Source organism: Paenibacillus sp. S25, assembly GCF_019454085.1.
GTDB lineage: Bacteria > Bacillota > Bacilli > Paenibacillales > Paenibacillaceae > Paenibacillus > Paenibacillus polymyxa_B.
The window spans coordinates 3,396,255-3,418,161 of sequence record NZ_CP073683.1 but is presented as its reverse complement, the minus strand read 5'-3'; the positions used below and the strand labels follow the sequence as shown (position 1 = coordinate 3,418,161).

Below are 21,907 nucleotides of genomic sequence, written 5' to 3'. Positions count from 1 at the left end.
ATAGTACCCTAAAATAAAGGAGGCGTTACGTGTGGGGGAAATGAAAAGAGACTACGAGGGAATCACCGGAAGAGTTTGGACATCGATAGCTGCTGTATTGGCATTGTTCATTTTGCTGGTAATCATCTTGAAATTAATTCATTTATAAAGATTCTTAAGCTCCACCGGCATTTTTTCGAATTGCTGTTTAGCCCTGTGCTTTTTATCCTTTTGGTCATAATGACTAAAGCGTGCTGAATTTAATTTTTTAAGCATAGCCACATTAGTTCCTGAGGAATCTATAAGGTTCGCCGTTCGGCCCTAGGCTAATCCATGAGGGTCGCCTCTTTTTGGAATGGTTGCGTGGTGCTTTCCATTAGCTGAAAAGGCGACTCTTTTTATCCTATTTTTGGTTACTCAACAAGCCTGACTTTGCTTCAAGATCTTCTATAATTTCCATTGCAACAAAATATCCAAAAGACAATGTTAAAATATCCTCGTATCGTTTTCCGGATCCTCTTGCTCTACTTAATATGATGTTTTGACTTTCTTGTATTTTTTTTCTAAGGAATGATAGAGAAACCACGGGTGGATTGGAAGCGATCAAATCCATCATTAGAGTTGACAACTTTTTCTGAAACTCTTCAATCGGAAAGTCATTATTTTCTTTCGAATAAAGCTGCATCGTATCAGGTGGATCTTTAAATGAAGTTTGATAGTGAGTATTGAAAACACCTTCTTTAGCTATTTTGTCCGCAATTAATTTACCAAAAACGATCCCCGATGCGAATGCTTGCCCAGGGATTCTTCCTATACCAAGATCACCATTAAATTGAGCTTCTCCAGTAGCAAAAACACGATTCAAGTTTATAGCCTCAGCATTAGCATTGATTTCGATTCCTCCTGAAGAATAGTGCATCGTTGGTGTAATTTTAATTCTTTTATTTTTAACTACCTTAGGACTAAATCCATATTTTTTGAATTTTTCATTTAAAACATTTTCATCAGCATGGCTCATATCCAAGTACATGTCTTTTTTTTGTTTGATACATTCAAGTTGGAATTTTAAAATCTCATCAATCATTTCGTGGTAATCATCTCGAGCAATTGCATCACAAATATACTTATCTTTTAATAATTGAACTCCATCCTCATCTATTATTTTCCCTTGACTCAAAGATACAACCCCGCCCAATAAAATTTGCCTTCCGTTATATATAGACCAAGGATGACACATTACTGTAGACATTCCCTTTAATCTTGCACCTATTTTTTTAGCTAAGATAAGCGTTTCACCAGTTGAACCCGGCGAATTATCATTGAAACAGAATTGTCCTGCATATCCTCCCGTAGCTAATACCAAATAATTAGTAAATATTCTGATAAATTGATCTGATTGTGTGTCGTAAAATATTGCGATAATTCCTTGATCGTACTTTTCCAAATGAATCAAAATTTTATTACACATCGGTTGTTCAATATGTTGTAACAAACAATTGATTAATTTCTTTCCCCCATGTGATTTAATCAAACATTCAGGCATGATACCAAAGGATGTTTTCTCATAAGGAATCCCTAATTCTTCGAAGAAATTTATAATTATGTTGGAATTCCTATATAGCGCTTCAATTACTGATCGATCTGCTCCACATTTATCAATAGTAAGATTAATAATATTATTAATTTCATTCTCTGATGGAACCCGAGTATTTGCGGCTGAAAGAAAGGAGTTGCTTTGTTTGGGTGCATTCTTTTTTGTTACAATCGTGTACTTAATATTGTTTTTTGACAAATAATAAGCAGCAGTAAGCCCTGAGATCCCCGTACCGACAATCAAAATTGGAGTGTAGTGTTCAACGGATATTCCATTTTGTTTCATCGTTCCAACTCCCTTTTAGGATGTGAATGTTATCTTAGGCTGAATCTCGTAGTCGGTTTTCTATTTTGTTGCAACAAAACGCATCATGATAATGTTCATAAAATTCTTGCTCCGTTGTTAATTCCCTGTAATTTATATCAAATTATATAACTATATTTCGTTTCATACTTTATATAGTTATTAAGAGCTAACAAAATCAAATACGAACAGTTTTGCAAAAGTAGAGGAAAAAAAGAACCATTATAGCAATCGCTAAGATGATTCTTATTACGATTTCCAATATCCTTGTTACCAACGAAGAATGGAATCCAAAAAATATTTTCCTAATTGTACAAGTTTATTCCTTATATTGTCAACATTATCTGAGGATATATAATTGACTCAGCTTTCGCAGCATGAATATTCAAACAAATCCTTATGTAATAACTGGCAGTATCTTAGAAAAGGCGACAGAGTTCATTGTATTCATCCGTTTGTATAACCCTATTTTTAATCTTCGAATTTTAGTCGAGTGTTTTTACTAATTAAGAGCTGATAGAGAAATCAGTGCAAAGAACCGCCTATATCCACCTTATCCATCCTTATAGCCTTAACCTATCACTTCTATAGATATCATATCTTAGACCAATCAAACATCCCGTGGTATATTGTTGACATTCAAGAGAGAGCCGTTAGCTTCTCTCCACTAGGTTCGAAAAACACAGGGGTGAATAATGATGAGTAAAAAGACCATGTTCGAGAAAATTTGGGATAACCATGTCATCTATCAGGAAGCTGGAAAGCCGAGTATTTTGTACATTGATCTTCACCTCGTACATGAGGTAACATCGCCGCAGGCGTTTGAGGGATTACGTCTTAGCGGACGCCAAGTGCGTCGTCCAGAGCTTACGTTTGCAACGATGGATCATAACGTGCCGACTAAGGACCGTTACAATATTACGGACCCGATTTCCAAGCAGCAGATCGATACATTAACTCAAAATTGCCGTGATTTCGGTGTCAAACTGTATGATCTGGATACGGTGGATCAAGGTGTCGTTCACGTTATGGGGCCTGAACTTGGTCTGACTCATCCGGGCAAAACGATTGTTTGTGGTGATAGCCATACCTCCACACACGGGGCATTCGGAGCGCTCGCTTTTGGTATCGGAACCAGTGAGGTAGAGCACGTAATGGCAACACAATGTCTCCAGCAAGCCAAAGCCAAAACGATGGAAGTTCGCTTTGTAGGCCGCCGCAAACCTGGTGTGACAGCAAAGGACATGATTTTGGGTGTCATCGCCAAATACGGTACAGATTTCGCTACAGGTTATGTTATTGAGTACACAGGTGAATCTATCCGCGAATTGAGCATGGAAGAGCGCATGACTGTGTGTAACATGTCCATTGAAGGCGGAGCCAGAGCAGGAATGATTGCACCGGACGAAACCACCTTCAATTACTTGCGTGGACGTCAACATGTAGCACAAGGAGCTGCTTTCGAGCAAGCGGTTGCTGAGTGGAAAGAGCTTGTCACAGATGAAGGCGCTGAGTTTGATGTCGTGCTGGAGTTTGACGTAGATGCTTTAATTCCGCAAGTAACCTGGGGCACCAGCCCGGGGATGGGTACAGATATTTCCTCAACCGTACCGATTCCGGCAGAACTGCCAACCGAAAATGAACGTAAAGCAGCTGAAAAAGCGCTTGAATATATGGATTTGAAGCCAGGTACTCCGATCACGGATATTGCAATTGATTATGTGTTTATCGGCTCCTGCACCAATGGGCGGATTGAAGATTTGCGCGCAGCCGCTGAGGTTGCCAAAGGTTACAAGGTTTCTGACAAAGTAACGGCCATCGTCGTACCAGGTTCGGGGCGTGTGAAAATTCAGGCTGAAGAAGAAGGGCTGGACGTCATTTTTAAAGAAGCAGGATTTGAGTGGCGTGAAGCGGGATGCAGTATGTGTCTTGCGATGAATCCAGACGTACTGCAACCGGGACAGCGTTGTGCTTCGACTTCTAATCGTAACTTTGAAGGTCGTCAGGGACGCGGAGGACGGACTCATCTGGTATCTCCAGCAATGGCAGCCGCTGCGGCGATTCATGGACATTTTGTTGATGTACGGGATTGGAAATTCAAGCAGGAAGAAGTAGTCCGCTAGGATACAGAGGAGGAATTACGATGGAAGCTTTCACAACATTAAAAGGAATTGTAGCACCTGTGGATCGGGTGAATGTGGATACAGATGCTATTATTCCTAAGCAGTTTTTGAAACGAATTGAACGTACGGGCTTTGGACAGTTTCTGTTCTACGAGTGGCGGTTTGATGAAGCGGGCAATATCAATCCTGAATTTGAACCGAACAAGCCTCGTTATGCAGGGGCGTCTGTGCTGATCTCTCGCGCTAACTTTGGCTGTGGCTCCTCACGTGAGCATGCGCCGTGGGCGATTATGGACTATGGGTTTCGTTGCGTAATTGCTCCGTCTTATGCGGATATCTTCTATAATAACTGTTTTAAAAACGGTATATTGCCGATCAAGCTGTCTGAAGAGCAAGTAGAGGAATTGTTTCAGCGCACGGCGCAGCATGATAACTACCAATTAAACATCGACCTGAATGATAAAACGATCACTGACGATTATGGTCTGAAAATTGAATTCGATTTGGATGAACATCGCCGCCAGTTCCTGCTGCAAGGCTTGGACGATATTGGCCTGACACTCCAGCATGAATCTGAAATTCTGGCTTTTGAACAAAAACGTGCTGCGAAACAAGGCGCATAGGGTTAATTCCCAGTTCAGTTTCAATACGTAGTCATATAGCTAGCTCATTTGTTAGACAGAAAGCCCGTACTGGCATTACTTTTGCCTGCGGGCTTTTATCATGCTCAAAAAATAAATTGGAAAATAAGGGGTTGACGGTTCGACTCAGCATGGTATTGTAAATGTAAAATGGTTGAAGGACTGTGTCTGTGGGAAATACCAAAAAATACATATATAAGTTAGGGGAATGAGAATGAAGAAATATGGTTGGGTGATACTAGCGGCTATCTTGATTTGGTTGTGGCCGTCCTCCCCTCATGCGAATGCGGCTGGAGCAGATTTATTTTTAGATGGCAAAAGGGTGGAAGCGCCTGCAGATGCCAAGCCTGAAATGGTCAATGGAAAAATCATGGTACCGCTAAGGGTGGTTGGGGAGCAGCTTGGATATCAATTCAAGTGGGAACCACAATCCTATAAAATCTCAATTCAAAAAAATAGTACCGATATGTCCATGTATGTAGGCCGTACATCCGCTGATGTGAATGGAAAAACAGTTAGTCTGGATGCACCTCCTGTGCTTCGGGGCAGCTCGACCATGGTCCCATTGCGTTTTGTTGGGGAGCAAATGGGGCTAAAAGTAGATTGGAATAATAAAAGTAAATCCGTAAATCTCAGTCAAAAGGCTGTAACTCAACAAGCGAGTAAACAGTCTCAATCCCAACCATCGTCGCAAACGTCAACACAGAGTACAACAAGCACCAATAAAACGTCTTCAGCAACAGCGACGACAATAAATCCAGTTGAAGCAGACAAGCATACTGAAGCCGCATCCTCACCAGCCAAGCAGCAAAATACAGAACAGACCACAGCAAATGCGTTGCTTGTACAAAATATTAAATTTGAGGGTGAAACGTTAAAGATTTCTCTGAACAAAGATGTTACCCCTAAAGTATCCAAAATGACGGGGAATGATCGTATTGTTGTAGATTTACCCGGGGCTTCACTGGCGACTGATTTTCTTCAGCCGTTCCCGATTCGCACCGATGGCACGCGGGCGTTGACGAATAGTGACAGTGAGGATGTGCAGGAAATTAGATTTGCTCCCACAGATGGACAAAATGGGGGCGTACGCATTGTCATTGCTTTAAATCAAGCACGTGATTACGACCTTTCAACCAATGGCCTTGGCGATATCACCCTTCAATTGCGTGAGCGTAGTGTGAATCCGGTAGTGGTAACACCAACGAATGTCGAAGGACGGCGAATCGTCGTCATTGATCCCGGACATGGTGGTAAGGACCCTGGGGCAGGTAGTGTGACTGGGCGACATGAGAAGGAATTTACATTGGCGGTAGCGTTAAAGGTTGAGCAGCTTCTACAAAATGATCCTGACATTCAAGTCGTATTGACTCGCAACGGAGATACGTATCCCACGTTGGATGAACGACCACAACTGGCTAATAGTCAACAGGCAAGCGTGTTTGTATCCATTCACGGTAATAGTATGCTAGCTTCAGATAAAGGGAAAACCAATGGCTCTGAAACCTATTATGCACGCCAGGACAGTTTGGCACTGGCAAAGGCGATGCACAAATATCTTGTAGCGGCTACCGGATTTAAGGATAATGGCATCAGGGTGGCAAACCATGTGGTGACGAGAAAATCACAAATGCCCGCTGTATTGCTGGAATGTGGCTACCTTAGTAATCTATCAAATGAAGCAGCCATGTTCACAGAAGAAACACAGGAGAAGATCGCCGAAGGTATTGTCGATGGGTTGAAGGAGTATCTTGGAACAGGCACAGGAGCAACTGAATCACTTAACTAAGGATGTTTACAATAAAAGCTACTTTCCACCTTTTAATGAAAATTCATGGGGGTGAAAGTAGCTTTTTTAGTTTTTTTGGCTGTGACTTTTGACGGAAAGCGAATGATCTATATTTTTAGTCAAAATTCGACAAAAATAGTTCTTTGGCACGTATATTTCTGTTATGATGGAATATATTCGCAACTTTTGGTGTGAGATAACGTCTATAAGGTTGTCTGATATTACATAAGCGCGTATATCAGGTCGCCGCACCGGAGCATGTGGCAAAAAAATTATGAATGGAAGGGTGACGAATGAAGAAATTTGGTTTTTTGTTGTTATTATTTGTCTTCATGTGGGCGGTTCCGGGTTATGGACATGCGGCTTCGAGTGGAACACAAATCTATCTCGACGATCAACAGTTAAGTGTCCCTAGTGGTGCTAAGGCACAAGTAATTGGCGGAAGTACAATGGTCCCGCTACGCGTAATTTCTGAAAATTTGGGATATGACGTGACATGGAAGCAGCAGGCGCGAACCATAACGATTGAGAAAGACAGTACCTCGATCCGAATGATAATCGGAAGTAAGACGGCGACTGTCAATGGAAGCGACATTAGTCTGGATGCTTCGCCTCTGCTGCGTTCCAATTATGCCCTTGTACCGCTTCGTTTTATCGGCGAGCAAATGGGACTGGACGTAAAATGGGACAGCAGCTCCAAGTCCGTAAAATTATATACCCGCAGTAGCGGGTCTGGAAACGGGGAATTCACACCTCCCAAGTCCGGAAATAACAGTACAGGTACTGGTAGTGTTACTGCACCAACGAATAACGCGAACTCAGGTGTTACACAGGTGCAGGGAGTTAGTTTCAGCCAAAACCGTTTAACCATCACAACAGCCAGTGCCGTCAAGCCGAAAGCGTTTACGATGGCAGGCCCTGATCGGGTAGTGGTGGATTTGCCAGCGACTGCGTTTGCTGACAATTTCGGAGAGCAGCAAAAGCTGGATAGCAACTTAAATGGTTCGCTGGACATTGAGAATGAAGCGGATGTGTCCGGTATCCGTTATGCTTTATTTCAAAAGGAACCTTCAACGGTGCGCGTTGTTATTGATTTGAAACATGCCATGAATTATACCGCATATAATGATGGTTCGAATCGTGTTATCGTCGATCTGGCTTCCAAAGATTCAGTGAATACCACGCCAGACGCAACATTACCAGATGGCTCACAGCCGGATGACACGCAGACATCACCAACTAACAGCAATGGTAAAAAGGTCGTTGTTATTGATGCTGGTCATGGAGCAAAAGATTCTGGAGCAGTTGGTGTTTCAAGAAAAAATTATGAAAAGACCTTCAACTTAGCTATGGCTCTGAAAGTAGAAAGCATATTAAAACAGAACCCCAAGCTTGAGGTTGTGCTGACACGCAGTGATGATACATTCTTGGAGCTTAAACAGCGTGTAAAAGTAGCTGAAAACCTTAATGCTAACGTGTTCGTGTCCATTCATGCTAACAGCAGCGGTAGCTCAGCTTCCAACGGTACAGAGACGTATTACCAACGTAGTGCAAGCAAAGCGTTCGCTAACGTTATGCATAAGTACTTTGCTCCTGCGACGGGTCTGACAGACCGAGGCATTCGTTATGGCAATTTCCATGTAATTCGGGAAACGACTATGCCAGCCGTATTGCTTGAAGTAGGATATCTGAGTAATGCAAAAGAGGAAGCCACACTGTTTGATGAAGATTTTCAAAACCGGGTAGCTCAAGGGATTGCAGATGGAATCACAGAGTATCTCGACTTAAAATAAATCTTCAACAAATCGCTTGTCAACGTCAAGCAAGGAGGGGGACATATGAACAAGAAAATCGTAATTGCAGGTCTGCTGGCACTGTTTGCCATTGCAGGTGCAGGGTGTGCCTCTAAGCAAACAACGGCTCCTGCGACTCCATCTCAGGAAACACAAACTTCGAATGCACAAAATAGTACACCTGAACAGACGACCCCTGAACCATCGGCTCAATCTGCTGAAAATAATGGGGCGAGTCAAACACCTGCATCTCCGTCAACAGAGCCTACAAAAACCAAGACGGACACGGAAAATTCAGGAGATCGACAAACACAGCAGATTACGGTGTACTATACGGATACACAAGAGAACGGCTTGAAAGAACAGAAAAAGGAAATTACCTATCCAAGCGAGCTGGAAAAATTGCAAAAAGCGTTTGAAGCTCTGCAAAAGAGTGGGGATTCTGCTCTTATCCCGTTGTGGTCCGAGAAAATTTCCGTGCATAAGATCAAATTGGATAACGGTGCATTGACTTTTGATATTTCCCTGCCGGACGAGGCTCGATTGGGAGCTGGCGGCGAGGAATTGGCTATCGATGCCTTGAAGAAAACAATGTTCCAATTCAAGGAAGTTAAAACGCTGGATTTGCTCGTAGATGGTCAATCTTTAGAGTCCTTAATGGGACATGTAGATTTGGATCATCCCATGAGCCGCTAACCGATCAGACGGTATGAAAATTTCTTGGGGATTTACACACTTTTCACGTGCAATCTGTGACAGATAATGATAATATAGGAGTGTATTTCTCGCCTATGCAGGCGGTCATGCACAAATAGTATTCGTTTCTTTCCGGATGATTATTTAGAGTGACCGTCTTGATGCGGGCTATCCCGTATCAAGACGTTTTTTTTGGTAGGAGGTAGGATTTCCGTGAATGCAGCAACCGCACGTCATATATTGGACACCATCGGTACGATGTTTCCGGATGCCCATTGTGAGTTGAACCATGACAATGCTTTTGAATTAACGATCGCCGTGTTATTGTCTGCTCAATGCTCCGATCAGATGGTCAATAAAGTAACGGCAGACCTGTTTCAAAAATATAAGTCACCTGAGGATTATTTGGCTGTTCCTCTTGAGGAACTGGAGCAGGATATTCGCAGAATTGGCTTGTACCGAAACAAGGCCAAGCATATTCATAACCTCTGTCGTATTTTAATAGACCAGTACGGGGGAGAGATACCTTCGGAGCACGATCAACTGGTTAAGCTACCCGGTGTTGGCCGTAAGACGGCTAACGTGGTAGTATCTACTGCTTTCAATGTACCAGCTATTGCGGTAGATACGCATGTAGAGCGTATTTCCAAACGGCTCGGTTTTGCAGGGTGGGATGATTCAGTGCTTGAGGTGGAAAAAAAGCTGATGAAGAGGGTACCTAGGGATGAATGGTCTTTGACCCACCACAGGCTTATTTTTTTCGGACGCTACCATTGTAAAGCTCAAAATCCTCAATGTCAGGTATGTCCGTTACTTGATGTGTGCAGGGAAGGCAAGAAACGTATGAAAACGTCTCTTATCAGAAAAGATAAGGAACGTAGAGCTTAAAGACCCACAGAGTAACAGAGGGTTTAACCATTTATGTGTAGAAAAGGATGAAGAGTATGAAGTGCATTTCGGTATATACAGACAATTTTGAAGCGTTCTCTGATATTTTTGAGCAAATTGTAACAACAGAATTTGCTGAAAACGAAGAGCGCGAGCTTGAGGGAATCACAGTTAGTCATTCCGGTGATGTACCTGAACATTATCTGGAGCGTATGTCACAAAAGCCAGAAGTGGTCGTAATGAAGGACAAATCCCGTGGGATTACGATTTTACAGCATGGTCAAGTATTTGAAATTTTGCTGCCAGTGCTTGAGACTGCAGCCAATTAAGTTCAATTCGCGGACGACATGCGTTGCATGTTCCGGTGTAGGCGGCTCGGCTGGTTTAACCAGCCCGAAGGCGCATATATACACGAACCTTGCAGACCATCCTGATATGGATAGAGCCTCGTTCCAATGAAGTGTGCATACATTTTGACCCTGAATTATGGTGTCGCGTTCCCCATGTTCTAAAAGGTGAATGTATGTGATGAGCAGGCTCACCCGTTGTATACATATCTTGCTTCGTCGGTGCTCTTTGAGGGCTCTGATGAATTGCATTCGGTTGCCTAAATATTTATTTTTAATGATCCGTTTTGAACAGAATAAAATGAACTTATTATTATCATGTACGAAAACAGCGTTCCCTAAAGCCAGGTACTGGCGGGGAGCGCTGTTTAGTTTTTTTGATGTGATGATTCTCACAACGGCTTAGGAATGCTACAATATAGCTATTTGGTGCAGACAAGTGATAAGGAGTGGAACCGTAGCTTATGATGCAAACGATTACAGGAGATGCGGGAAAGTGGTTGGATACGATAGAACAGATACAGAATACATTGCGTAAAGCCGGGGATGAAGCGGGAGCGAAGGCGATAGGTGATCTGCTGGAAAAAGCATATGCACAGGAGCTGACCATTGCCTTTTGTGGACATTTTTCAGCGGGTAAATCGAGCTTGATTAACAGCCTGTGTGGTAAAACTGTACTGCCGTCTGGACCGGTGCCTACGAGCGCTAATGTAGTGTCCATCCGTTATGGACGTCCGAGAGCGCTCATTCATCCAGCCAAATCAGCGGAAAACCCAGAGCCGGAAAGCATGGAAGCCTCCCTGTCCGAGCTTGCTGAGTATTGTAAAAATGGTGGAGCCTATGAATCGGTTCAAGTGTGGGAGGATGTTCCGATATTATCTAGCGGAGGAGTGCTGCTGGATACACCAGGCGTAGATTCCACAGACCACGGACATGCGCTGGCGACACATTCTGCTTTACATTGGGCAGATATTGTTTTTTATGTGATGGATTACAATCATGTCCAATCTGAAAATAATTTGTCCTTTGCCAAAAGTTTGTCGGATTGGGGCAAGCCGTTATATTTGATCATCAATCAAATCGATAAACACCGGGAGCGAGAGCTTTCATTTACACGTTATCGTAATGAGGTAGAGACCAGCTTCCATGCCTGGCAGGTTCATTATACGGATATCCTTTTTACTTCCTTGAAGGAACAGAATCACCCATGGAACCAGTGGAAACAGTTGACGCACCTGATTCCGAAATTGCTGGAGCGAAAAACAGAGCTTTTGGCATACAGTTTAGTGTCCTCTATGCATCATTTGGTAGAGCAACATGTGGAGACTGTGCAGGCAGCTGAAGAAGAGGAACTGAACACACTGTTAAAAGATGCAGGTGGAGAAGAAGCCATTTTGCGCCTGGATTTAGAGCAGAAAACCTTGCAGCAAGAAGATGAACACTGGAAGATACTTCCGGAGCAGGAGCGTAAACGACTGCGTCAAGAGCTGGATCATTTACTGGAACACGCACATTTGACGCCAGCGGAGCTACGTGAAGCCGCAGGCGAATACTTAGAGAGCCGCAAGCCGGGCTTCAAAACAGGGCTATGGTTTTCAGGAGGAAAGACTGAACGAGAAAAGGAAAGCCGTTTGGAACGGCTGACAGGAATGCTGACTGATCAGGTGGAGGGACAATTGCTTCCTCATATACGTGAGCTACTGAGGTCTTGGGGTGACAGTCAGGGTTTGTGGTCCGCTGCGATGGAGCAGGAGCTGGATGATATCCGCCCTGTGACGGACCGGCAACTGGTGGAGCAGACGGTGAAGGAAAATGCGTTGTCTCCCGAGTATACGTTGAACTATTGCAAGGATCTACGCGCTGCTGTGACCGCCGATAGTCGCCGTAAGGCGCTAACGCTGGTAGACCAGCTGCTGGCCCAGCTTGCAGTGCGAGCCGAAGCTAGCCGCGCGGCTCTCGCGGATGCACGCACTGCGCTGCTGGCGCAGGCGGACGCGGCGAGCCGCTACAGCACCCGCGTGCAGGCCTCGGCTTCGCACGCCAGCCTGCTGCGCAGCTTGCTGCCGCAGGCTTCCGCGCCAGGCGGCTTGCCCCGTGCGGACGCGCCTGCACCGGCGTCCGATACCGCCGCTACTGCCCCGCCAGCTGCGGCACCAACGGGCGTTGCGCGTCCTGGCATCGCTGGCCCGCGCAACGCATCGGCGCAGCCGCTAGCAGGAACGGCGGCAGCACAGCCTGCCGCCGGAGGCCGCCGCACGCGGCTGGATGCAGCAGCGGCCCGATTGCAGGCCGCCGCTGCCCTGGTAAGCCCGTACCCTGCCATGCAAGCGGCGGTACGGGATTTACATGCCCGCGCCGCTGCGCTGGAGGGCGGGCAGTTTACATTGGCGCTGTTCGGAGCGTTCAGCGCTGGGAAATCCAGCTTCGCCAACGCTTTGCTGGGTGAAGCTGTGTTGCCCGTATCGCCGCATCCGACGACAGCGGCGATTAACCGCATAATGGCGCCTGCAAGTGCTGAGCGCCATGCCACGGCTGACGTCCATATGAAATCAGTGGACGCGCTGCGGGAAGATCTTAAATACTCATTTCGGTTATTAGGATTGGGGGAACCAGCGGCAGCGGGCTGGCAAGAAGCCGTTCATGCTTTATCTCCGGAAGGCATCCATCCTGCGGGTAGGCCTCATTATAGTTTTTTGAAGGCTGCCGCAGCCGGATGGGAAGAAGCTGGAAGCTTGCTGGGAGAACAGCTTCAGGTGGATTTAGAGCAGTATCGGGATTTTGTTGCGTCTGAGCACAAATCATGCTTTGTGGAGCATATCGACCTTTATTATGATTGCGCTCTGACCCGTCAGGGCATCGTGCTAGTGGATACGCCAGGAGCGGATTCTGTGAATGCACGACACACAGGCGTGACTTTCAACTATATGAAGCATGCGGACGCTCTTGTATTTGTCACCTATTATAACCATGCGTTTACGCAAGGTGATCGCCAGTTCCTGAACCAACTAGGTCGAGTTAAAGAGACCTTGGCGCTAGATCAGACGTTTTTTATAGTTAATGCATCAGATCTGGCTTCTTCTGAAGAAGAACTGCATTCTGTTACCCGGCATGTACAGGAACAACTACAGGCGAATGGAATCCGAAAACCACGTATTTATCCGCTTTCCAGTATGCTGGCGTTGGAAGCTGCCGAACAGGGAGAGGCGTCGCTGCGTTCAGCTTCACGTTTTGATGCATTTGAAGATGATTTTTCAGCATTTGCAGCCGAAGAGCTGGCAGGTTTGTCCATTGCTTCTGCTATGCAGGAACTGGGCCGGCTGCGGAACCGCATAGAGCAACATGCAACCGATGCCCGGTATAGTGTGGAAGAACGTGAGATCCGATTAGAGCGATTAACTCGCATCCGTGGGGAATTGGAGCATACGCTCCTAGGCCTGACTGACAGCAACGGTGCATCTGTGTTATCGGGCGAAACCGATGAATTGCTGTATCATGTACGTCAAAGGCTATCCTATCGGACTGGAGAATTTATGGCAGAGGCTTTTCATCCATCTGTTCTGCGTGAAGGAGTAGGTGATCTTCGTTCGGCTTTTGCATCTTGTGGTCGTGAGCTGATGCGTTTAATCGAACTGGAGCTGTCTCAGGAATTACTGGCAACTACACTCCGGTTGGAAAAAACGGGCCGAATTTTGGTGCACAAGGTTATACAACAGTGCGTAGAACACATGAATCACCAGTTGCAAGGACTAGATTGCACGATTCCTGAATCCAGAAACTGGGCTGTTCCCGAGCTGAATGAAATTTCTCTGCAGGAGTCTATTCATTGGAAGGATTATTGGAATAGCTTTAAAAATCCAAAGCTATTTTTTGAAGGAACTGGGCGTGCGAATCTACAAACCAAACTGGAGCCGATATTACGCGAGCGAATCGGGGAAGCTGTGGATCAGCAACGAGAACGAATGTCTTCTTTTTACGTTAGGCTGATGCAGGAGGAACAAATGTGGCAGAAAGCTCAGCTTCGAGAGCAAATGCTGGAGACGACTCGTGGCATGGAGCATGCCCTTATGGGCGGTGAGCAGCCACAGGTTTGGGAAGAGCTTGCTGGCAAGATTGCGGCTTTGGAGTAAAGATAAATAAGTACACCATTTATTAAAGTTCAGGACACCGGGTTGTGGGACAACCCGGTGTTTTATGCATGCTCCAAAAAGAAAGCAATACTGAGTAAATAGCCATATTCAATAATAAGAAAGCGATTTAATTTGTCTAATCACCCACCAATTGATAACCTGCCTGAATACGGCTTGTTATCCTCTTTGCCGCCTTGGAACGCGAATGGTAAACTTCACTAAGCCATATAACAACGTCGTGCAACTAATGGAGGGACATTGACATGGAAGTGCTCAGGCAACTGCAAGTTTTTTTTCGCGAGAGGAGACACTATCTGTTTCTTTCTATTTTATGCCTTGCGATAGCGACGGCCCTGGGACTGGTGTATCCGAACCTGCTCCAAAGGCTAATTGATAACGCTATCATCCCCGGTGACTTCGGGAAAGTCCCGGCGCTGGCTCTGACTGTGCTGGGAGTAGTCATCATCAAAGGGTTCATGCAATTTTTACATGGTTTTTTTGGTGGAAGGCTAGGTAACTACTTGGCGTACCGACTCCGCAATGCTTGTTACGAAAAGCTGCAATTTCTGTCTTTCAGATATTATGACACTGCCAAAACGGGGGATCTCATGTCCCGACTGACTGGTGATTTGGAGGCAATTCGTAACTTTATTGGGTTTGGTTTTGCCCAACTCCTCAATGTGCTACTGATGGTCGTATTCGGCTCTATGATGATGCTGTATATTAACTGGCAGCTCACCCTCATTACGATGATCAGCATGCCATTGCTGCTCTTCGTCACATTCAAGTTTGAATCCCGGATTCATCCCACCTTTCAGGAAATGCGGATTGCCCTTAGCGCCTTGACGACAGCGGTCCAAGAAAATATAACAGGTGTGCGAACCGTCAAATCTTTTGCCCGCGAATCATATGAAGTTGAGAAATTTTCAGTACGTAATGAGCAATACAAAAGTAATCAAATTCAGGCTGCTTCCTTATGGAGTCGGTTTTTCCCTGCTATGGAACTGATTGCTTCTGTCAGTGTGGTCCTTCTGTTGGGCATGGGCGGGTATCTGGTCATTCAGAAGTCAATGACCTTGGGGCAGCTCGTCGCTTTCTTTAGCTTAATTTGGTATATTATCGGCCCCATCTGGAGCATTGGCTTTCATATCAATAACTATACGCAGTCCAAAGCTTCTGGTGAAAGGGTTTTGGAACTGCTAAATCAGTCCATAGATGTAACCGATGAAGCTGGAGCACTTACACTCGATGTCGATCAGGTGGCAGGACATGTTACGTTTGAGCATGTTACCTTTGCTTACGGAAATAAGCTCCCTGCTGTTGTTGACATCAATTTAGACGCACCACCGGGATCAGTCATTGGAATTTTAGGAGGAACGGGGTCAGGGAAGTCTACCATTATTCAATTACTCATGCGCGCTTATAATGTGAATTCAGGAAGTATCAAGTTGGATGGCAAGGATATACGTCACTTGAAGATTCGCGATTTGCGTGCTCAAATTTCTTCCGTGTTTCAGGAGACGTTTTTGTTTTCGTCCTCTATACGCAACAATATTTCATATGGTTTAAGTCATGTCAGTATGGATGACATCATACGCGTTTCCAAACTGGCTCAGGCGCATGAATTCATAACTGAACTACCGCTGGGATATGACACTGTCGTCGGAGAACGTGGATTGGGACTGTCTGGAGGACAGAAACAACGAATCGCCATCGCGCGCGCACTACTCAAAAATCCGAAAATACTGGTACTGGATGATGCTACCAGTGCGGTTGATATGGAGACAGAGCATGAAATACAGACCGGTTTTCAAGAGGTTATGCGTGGTCGAACAACATTTATAATCGCTCATCGAATCTCTTCACTTCGTCATGCCAATGAAATTGTGGTGCTTGAGGAAGGAAGAATCGTCCAGCGTGGAACACATGAACAGCTCATTGCTACTCCAGGTCCATATCAGGATGTGTATCATATTCAATACGCCGATTACATAGCTCAGGCTCCAGACGGTGTATCCGAAGGGCAGGTGAGACCATGAATATACCCGCAGAAAAAGTTAAACCGTTAAAAAAGCCAACGAATGAACGCTTTGTCTATCAAGATGATGATGTCATTGACAAACCGTTTAACTGGTCAGAATTCAAACGTTTGCTGGCATACATGAAGCCTTATGCCCGTCAGATTCTGCCGATCCTTCTGGTTATGATGATTCTCGGCACCATTACCAAGCTGACCGTTCCTTATTTGATCAGTTTAGCCATTGATAGAGCAATTGCTCCCGCATGGCCTGCACTGCCCAGCGTAAAGTTGCTGCTGCTCATCACGGGTGCCGTGCTCTTGTTATATTTGATTCAATGGGCAGCCAGCACGTACCGTATTAAATTCACCAATATTATCGGTCAACGGGTTATTTACGATTTGCGTGAAGATTTGTTCAAGCATATTCAAAAGCTATCTTTTAACTTTTTTGATAAGAGACCGGCAGGTTCTGTATTAGTGCGCGTGACGAATGACATTAACTCGTTACAGGATCTATTTACGAACGGTGCAGTGAATGTCCTGATTGACTGCGTACAGCTTATCGGAATTATTGTCATTTTGCTGCTTATTAACTGGAAGCTCGGTTTAGCGGTAATTGTGACCGTTCCAATCATGTTTTTGATCTCGACCAAGCTGCGCGTTCGCATCCGTCGCGCTTGGCAAGAAGTGCGTATGAAGAACTCGCGTATCAACTCTCATTTGAATGAGTCTATTCAGGGAATTCGTGTTACACAAGCGTATACGCAGGAGCAGGAAAACATGGCTTATTTCGACGACATGAATAGCTCTAGCAAAAAATCGTGGGATAAGGCTTCTGCCATGAATCAGGTTTTTGGCCCACTTATTGATATTACCGGAGGATTTGGTACGCTTGTGCTGTTTTGGTTTGGAGCGCATTTAATTCAGACAGATCAGCTTACGGTGGGATTACTGGTCGCGTTTGCTAACTATGTAGGGAACTTTTGGGAGCCGATTAATCGGCTGGGCCAAATGTATAATCAGCTACTGGTTGCGATGGCTTCGTCAGAACGAATTTTTGAGTTTATGGATGAACAGCCGAACATTGCGAACAAACCGGGAGCAAAAGATTTACCGCCCATACGGGGCGATATCCAATTTGAAAAGGTCATTTTTGAATATGAAAAGGGACGTCAGGCGCTTAAAGGTATCAATCTTTCTGTTGAAGCGGGTCAATCTATAGCGCTTGTGGGTCATACCGGATCAGGAAAAAGTACAATCATTAATCTGCTTAGCCGTTTTTATGACATAACGTCAGGACGGCTTACGATTGACGGTCAAGATGTGCGTGATGTCACGGTAGAGAGCTTGCGTAGGCAGATTAGCATCGTACTTCAGGATACATTTATTTTTTCGGGGACGATTCGCGATAATATTCGATTTGGCCGTTTGGATGCAACGGATGAGGAAATTGAAGCGGCTGCGAAGGCGGTCAATGCTCATGAATTCATTGTTCACTTGCCAGCTGGCTATGAAACAGAGGTAGAGGAGCGGGGGGGAATGTTGTCCATGGGCCAGCGACAGCTCTTATCCTTTGCCCGTGCCTTGCTGGCAAATCCAAGAATTCTTATCCTAGATGAGGCCACAGCCAGTATTGATACGGAAACGGAGTTGAAAATTCAGGAGGCTCTTCAGGTTTTACTGGAAGGTAGAACTTCGTTTATGGTCGCTCACCGTTTGTCCACCATCCGGAATGCTGATCATATTGTTGTACTGGATCATGGGGAAATCCAAGAAAGTGGTAATCATGAACAATTGATGAAAAAACATGGAATATATCGGGGGCTGGTGGAAGCACAGTTCAGATTTTTGTAAAAAAAAGATCAAAAAATCGCGTTTTTTGTAAATTTAAATGCCGAGCACTATTGCATTCTTGGAGCTAAACCCTGAAAATAAAGATGAAAAGAGATCAGAGCAATATCGTCAGAGGGGGAAGAGTTCAAGATGTGGGGTGCTCCTTTTTCTGCCAAGGCTAAGAAAATGCTGCTGCTGGGTAGCGGTGAATTGGGAAAAGAAGTCATTATTGAAGCTCAGCGGCTTGGCGTGGAATGTATTGCTGTAGATCGCTATGAACTGGCTCCAGCAATGCAGGTGGCCCATCGCTCTCACTGTCTGGATATGCAGGATGCTGAGGCGTTGAAGGCACTAATTCGTAAGGAAAAGCCCGACATAATTGTACCTGAAATCGAAGCTATTGCTACGGGTGCTTTGGAAGAATTAGAGCAAGAAGGATTTCACGTAGTACCAACGGCCCGTGCCGCCCGTCTTACGATGGACCGGGAAGGAATCCGCAGGTTAGCTGCCGAGAAATTACAGCTTCCGACTGCTGCCTATCGGTTTGCAGATAACTTTGAGCAATTGCGGTCGGCGGTTCATGAGCTGGGCACGCCATGTGTGGTCAAGCCTTTGATGAGTTCGTCGGGTAAAGGGCAGTCTGTATGCCGGGCACTCGAAGATGCAGAATCCTGCTGGAATACGGCGCTGGAAGGCGCGCGTGCCAAAACAACACGTGTCATTGTTGAAGCTTTTGTCCCGTTTGAGAGCGAAATTACCTTATTGACCGTCAGATCGGTTTCGGGTACGACTTTTTGCCCACCGATTGGCCACATTCAGAAAGATGGAGATTATGTCGAATCCTGGCAGCCTCATGGCATGACGGACAAGCAGCTTTCGGAGGCGGAGAACATTGCCCGTACGATTACGGATGAACTGGGTGGTTACGGATTGTTTGGCGTAGAGCTGTTTTTAACAGCTGATGGCGTCATATTCAGTGAAGTATCCCCTCGTCCGCATGATACAGGAATGGTGACCATGATCACGCAGGATTTGTCGGAATTTGCGCTTCATGTGCGGGCCATTCTCGGATTCCCGGTGCCATCCGTCACGCTGCTTACACCAGGAGCTTCAGCTACTTTGAAGGCAGAAGTGGCTACGCGGGATTTTGTAATAAGCGGTCTGCATGATGCATTATTGCTACCCCGGACACAGGTGCGAGTGTTCGGGAAGCCTGAAACCAAGCCGGGACGCCGGATGGCTGTAGCGCTTAGCGCTGCAGAAGATGTGGAAACAGCACGGAAGACGGCCAAAGAAGCTGCTAATATGCTGAAAGTGGAGGTAAATCATGTCTAACAATGTGATGATTCCAGTACTGACAATTCGTTCCGTAGAGCTTGGCGATTGCGAAGCCGTAACTGGACTACTAAGAGAAGTCGGATACCCGATGACTTGTGGTGTAATGAAAGAAGTTATGGGAACAACGCGGGAGGACAGTCAAGCGAATATGATGGTTGCAGAAATGGATGGTCGTGTTGTCGGAGTAATCGGCATGCATACGGCTCAAAGCTTGGCTTATCCTGATCCTGCCGTACAAATCACCATGCTGGTCGTGAGCGGGGAGTATCGCGGCGAGGGCATTGGCAAGCGCCTGGTGGCTTGTGGTGAGGAGTGGGGACGTGCGCAAGGATGCTATCATTTATTCATTACCGGAGCGAATAACCGCATCAAACAAGTAGAGGCCCGAGCTTTCTACAACCGAATCGGCTTTGAAAAGCAAGGCTACCGTTTCAGCAAAAAGCTTAGATAATCAGCCTATAACAAGACAATCTAATACTTAAAGCCTCACTACTTTTAACTTAGTTCCGCATGGGTCAATTCCGAGCGGGGCTTTTTTTTTCCAACTTTTATACCATTGATCCTGCTATAAAACATGATATACTGCTAGAGTAAAGATTACAAAGTTGTAACCAGACGCGTTCACACCAAGGCATTTATACAACAAGGAGATGACGAAATGAAGAATATGTTGAAAAAAACACTGGTGATGGGAAGTCTAAGCGCCATTTTATCCGCAGGATTCATCGTTCCGGCATCAGCTTCACCAGCTGACGATTTGACTGCCCAACTGCAACAATGGTTTCAAAATAACGGATATACCGTCAATATGTCCAACGGGACGACTACGATAACAAAGACCGTAATTAAGGATGTTTCTGAAAAGGACAAGGCTAAAAACAAAACAGCAAATCCTTCATCCGGCAAACAAACAACAACCAAACAGGGTAGCCAAAAGGCTTCGCAGTCTAATAACAAGCAACAGACCCAAAAACAAAACACAAACTCAGGCGCGGGTCAGTCTGCAGGATCGGATGCACAACTTAGCAAGTCCCAATTTGCAGCCGAGGTTGTAAAGCTTGTAAATAACGAGCGCAGCCAAAAAGGTCTGAAGCCCCTCGCATCGAATGCGAAGCTTACAGAAGTTGCCTTAGTCAAGGCGAAGGATATGAGTACGAACAATTACTTTTCCCATACATCTCCGACCTATGGTTCACCATTTGATATGATGAAAAAATTCGGTGTAACTTATACGTATGCGGGTGAGAATATTGCTATGGGACAACAAACGCCACAAGAAGTGATGAAAGCTTGGATGAACAGCCAAGGACATCGTGAGAATATTTTGAAGGCAGAATTTACACAAATCGGTGTGGCTTACTACAATGGATATTGGGTACAAGAGTTCACACGTAACTAAGATGTATTAAATACGTTCCCAACATTATGTCGCTGCTAAGAAAAGATAGTGATGTGACGTTAATCTGGAGACCCGCTGACACGTTCAGCGGGTCTTTTGGTGTCTCTTATTCCTCCAGTGGGTAACCATTGCTTTATACCAGAAAAGACATAAGGGACGTATTTATAGTATGATAGCAGCAAGTTGAATGGATAGCAGACTACTTATGGAAAGCCAGGTGAACGAATGGGCTACGAAATCGTGCATGAAGGTGCCTTTGCTATGCTCAAGGTGCAGTTGAACCCCGGAGAAATGATTAAAGCGGAAATGGGAGCGATGGTTTCCATGTCTTCCAGTGTAGATATAAAGGGGACGGTAGACGGTGGACTGTTACGTGGTTTAGGCAGAATGCTGAGCGGAGAAAAATTCTTTTTTCAAGAACTGAAGGCAGCCCGGGGACCGGCTGAAGTGTTGTTAGCCCCTGCCAGTATAGGTGATGTACAAGCGGTGGAACTGGATGGCACGTATAGGCTGTTGGTCCAAAAGGACGGTTTTTTGGCTTGTACGGAAGGCATTGAGGTCAGCACCAAAATGCAAAACCTGATGAAAGGTTTATTCTCCGGTGAAGGTTTTTTTATCGTAGAAATCAGTGGTCGAGGTACGGTATTCCTGTCCTCTTATGGAGCCATTCATCCCATTTATATCGCGCCAGGAGAGGAGCGTATTATTGATAATGCTCATCTGGTGGCATGGCCGGATTATATGGATTATAAAATTGAAAAAGCATCAAAAGGCTGGCTGTCCAGCGTAACGAGTGGAGAAGCGCTTGTATGCCGCTTTCGCGGTGAAGGGACGGTACTGATTCAAAGTCGAAATCCGGGCAGTTTTGGACAATGGATCAAAAGTTTCATCCCAGATAGCAAATAGTTTGGTTCGTCTGATTAGAGTTGAGAGGATAAACTATTCGCACAAGAAAGTAAAATATAAGGGTGGCCATTTGCCATCCTTTTTTTGCATGTTCATGGGAAATTATATGTGACTCTAAGCATTTATTGCGC

At 45.3% G+C, this 21,907-nt stretch carries 16 protein-coding genes; 15 read left to right on the top strand and 1 reads right to left on the bottom strand.

Annotation, left to right across the window (positions count from 1 at the left end; translation table 11 throughout):
* The first annotated feature begins 40 nt into the window (after window positions 1–40).
* The gene (locus KAI37_RS14930; RefSeq protein ID WP_196233322.1) at window positions 41–148 is read left to right on the top strand and encodes a sporulation protein YjcZ; all 108 of its coding nucleotides are present in this window, start codon (window positions 41–43) and stop codon (window positions 146–148) included.
* A gap of 234 nt (window positions 149–382) precedes the next feature.
* Here the strand turns inward: KAI37_RS14930 and KAI37_RS14925 are convergent, their stop codons facing one another.
* Window positions 383–1,858: an FAD-binding protein gene (locus KAI37_RS14925; protein ID WP_220029754.1), complete on the bottom strand. Its 1,476-nt coding sequence runs from the start codon at window positions 1,856–1,858 to the stop codon at window positions 383–385.
* 716 nt (window positions 1,859–2,574) lie between these two features.
* On the opposite strand from KAI37_RS14925, the gene leuC reads away from it, so the two are divergent.
* From leuC to KAI37_RS14855, 14 genes are all read left to right on the top strand, one after another.
* Entirely contained in the window at window positions 2,575–3,999 is a 1,425-nt protein-coding gene (gene leuC / locus KAI37_RS14920) for a 3-isopropylmalate dehydratase large subunit (protein ID WP_071641285.1), read from the top strand.
* A 20-nt stretch (window positions 4,000–4,019) separates the two neighbouring features.
* Entirely contained in the window at window positions 4,020–4,622 is a 603-nt protein-coding gene (leuD, locus tag KAI37_RS14915; protein WP_220029753.1) for a 3-isopropylmalate dehydratase small subunit, read from the top strand.
* A 232-nt stretch (window positions 4,623–4,854) separates the two neighbouring features.
* Window positions 4,855–6,429 carry an N-acetylmuramoyl-L-alanine amidase family protein gene (locus tag KAI37_RS14910; RefSeq protein WP_220029752.1) on the top strand — a complete coding sequence of 525 codons (1,575 nt, stop codon included), beginning with the start codon at window positions 4,855–4,857 and terminating at the stop codon, window positions 6,427–6,429.
* A gap of 293 nt (window positions 6,430–6,722) precedes the next feature.
* On the top strand, window positions 6,723–8,222 hold the full coding sequence (locus KAI37_RS14905; RefSeq protein ID WP_220029751.1) for an N-acetylmuramoyl-L-alanine amidase family protein: 1,500 nt from the start codon (window positions 6,723–6,725) through the stop codon (window positions 8,220–8,222).
* 45 nt (window positions 8,223–8,267) lie between these two features.
* Window positions 8,268–8,918 (top strand): GerMN domain-containing protein, encoded by a 651-nt coding sequence (locus tag KAI37_RS14900; protein WP_023989082.1) that lies wholly within the window; start codon window positions 8,268–8,270, stop codon window positions 8,916–8,918.
* 213 nt (window positions 8,919–9,131) lie between these two features.
* Entirely contained in the window at window positions 9,132–9,806 is a 675-nt protein-coding gene (gene nth, locus KAI37_RS14895) for an endonuclease III (protein ID WP_023989081.1), read from the top strand.
* Between the two features lie 56 nt (window positions 9,807–9,862).
* Window positions 9,863–10,135: a hypothetical protein gene (locus KAI37_RS14890; RefSeq protein ID WP_013310628.1), complete on the top strand. Its 273-nt coding sequence runs from the start codon at window positions 9,863–9,865 to the stop codon at window positions 10,133–10,135.
* A 482-nt stretch (window positions 10,136–10,617) separates the two neighbouring features.
* Window positions 10,618–14,280: a dynamin family protein gene (locus KAI37_RS14885; RefSeq protein WP_220029750.1), complete on the top strand. Its 3,663-nt coding sequence runs from the start codon at window positions 10,618–10,620 to the stop codon at window positions 14,278–14,280.
* Window positions 14,281–14,543: 263 nt separating this feature from the next.
* Complete coding sequence (locus tag KAI37_RS14880) at window positions 14,544–16,319, top strand: ABC transporter ATP-binding protein (protein ID WP_076293079.1); 1,776 nt, start codon at window positions 14,544–14,546, stop codon at window positions 16,317–16,319.
* On the top strand, window positions 16,316–18,154 hold the full coding sequence (locus KAI37_RS14875; RefSeq protein ID WP_071641275.1) for an ABC transporter ATP-binding protein: 1,839 nt from the start codon (window positions 16,316–16,318) through the stop codon (window positions 18,152–18,154). The genes KAI37_RS14880 and KAI37_RS14875 overlap by 4 nt, the downstream gene beginning before the upstream one ends.
* A gap of 129 nt (window positions 18,155–18,283) precedes the next feature.
* Window positions 18,284–19,468 carry a formate-dependent phosphoribosylglycinamide formyltransferase gene (gene purT / locus KAI37_RS14870; RefSeq protein WP_071641273.1) on the top strand — a complete coding sequence of 395 codons (1,185 nt, stop codon included), beginning with the start codon at window positions 18,284–18,286 and terminating at the stop codon, window positions 19,466–19,468.
* Window positions 19,461–19,922, top strand: coding sequence for a GNAT family N-acetyltransferase (locus KAI37_RS14865; RefSeq protein ID WP_013310623.1), 462 nt, complete (start codon window positions 19,461–19,463; stop codon window positions 19,920–19,922). The genes purT and KAI37_RS14865 overlap by 8 nt, the downstream gene beginning before the upstream one ends.
* Window positions 19,923–20,129: 207 nt before the next feature.
* Entirely contained in the window at window positions 20,130–20,870 is a 741-nt protein-coding gene (locus tag KAI37_RS14860) for a CAP domain-containing protein (RefSeq protein ID WP_071641271.1), read from the top strand.
* A gap of 225 nt (window positions 20,871–21,095) precedes the next feature.
* Window positions 21,096–21,776: a TIGR00266 family protein gene (locus tag KAI37_RS14855; protein ID WP_076293080.1), complete on the top strand. Its 681-nt coding sequence runs from the start codon at window positions 21,096–21,098 to the stop codon at window positions 21,774–21,776.
* Window positions 21,777–21,907 lie beyond the last annotated feature (131 nt).

What these genes read in the sequence shown, in the direction of transcription:
- KAI37_RS14905 (WP_220029751.1), top strand. Translation starts at nt 6,723, where the DNA reads ATGAAGAAATTTGGTTTTTTGTTGTTATTATTTGTCTTCATGTGGGCG.
- KAI37_RS14910 (WP_220029752.1), top strand. Translation starts at nt 4,855, where the DNA reads ATGAAGAAATATGGTTGGGTGATACTAGCGGCTATCTTGATTTGGTTG.
- leuD (WP_220029753.1), top strand. Translation starts at nt 4,020, where the DNA reads ATGGAAGCTTTCACAACATTAAAAGGAATTGTAGCACCTGTGGATCGG.
- KAI37_RS14890 (WP_013310628.1), top strand. Translation starts at nt 9,863, where the DNA reads ATGAAGTGCATTTCGGTATATACAGACAATTTTGAAGCGTTCTCTGAT.
- KAI37_RS14855 (WP_076293080.1), top strand. Translation starts at nt 21,096, where the DNA reads ATGGGCTACGAAATCGTGCATGAAGGTGCCTTTGCTATGCTCAAGGTG.
- purT (WP_071641273.1), top strand. Translation starts at nt 18,284, where the DNA reads ATGTGGGGTGCTCCTTTTTCTGCCAAGGCTAAGAAAATGCTGCTGCTG.
- KAI37_RS14925 (WP_220029754.1), bottom strand. Translation starts at nt 1,858, where the DNA reads ATGAAACAAAATGGAATATCCGTTGAACACTACACTCCAATTTTGATT.
- KAI37_RS14885 (WP_220029750.1), top strand. Translation starts at nt 10,618, where the DNA reads ATGATGCAAACGATTACAGGAGATGCGGGAAAGTGGTTGGATACGATA.
- KAI37_RS14860 (WP_071641271.1), top strand. Translation starts at nt 20,130, where the DNA reads ATGAAGAATATGTTGAAAAAAACACTGGTGATGGGAAGTCTAAGCGCC.
- KAI37_RS14875 (WP_071641275.1), top strand. Translation starts at nt 16,316, where the DNA reads ATGAATATACCCGCAGAAAAAGTTAAACCGTTAAAAAAGCCAACGAAT.
- leuC (WP_071641285.1), top strand. Translation starts at nt 2,575, where the DNA reads ATGAGTAAAAAGACCATGTTCGAGAAAATTTGGGATAACCATGTCATC.
- KAI37_RS14900 (WP_023989082.1), top strand. Translation starts at nt 8,268, where the DNA reads ATGAACAAGAAAATCGTAATTGCAGGTCTGCTGGCACTGTTTGCCATT.
- KAI37_RS14880 (WP_076293079.1), top strand. Translation starts at nt 14,544, where the DNA reads ATGGAAGTGCTCAGGCAACTGCAAGTTTTTTTTCGCGAGAGGAGACAC.
- KAI37_RS14865 (WP_013310623.1), top strand. Translation starts at nt 19,461, where the DNA reads ATGTCTAACAATGTGATGATTCCAGTACTGACAATTCGTTCCGTAGAG.
- KAI37_RS14930 (WP_196233322.1), top strand. Translation starts at nt 41, where the DNA reads ATGAAAAGAGACTACGAGGGAATCACCGGAAGAGTTTGGACATCGATA.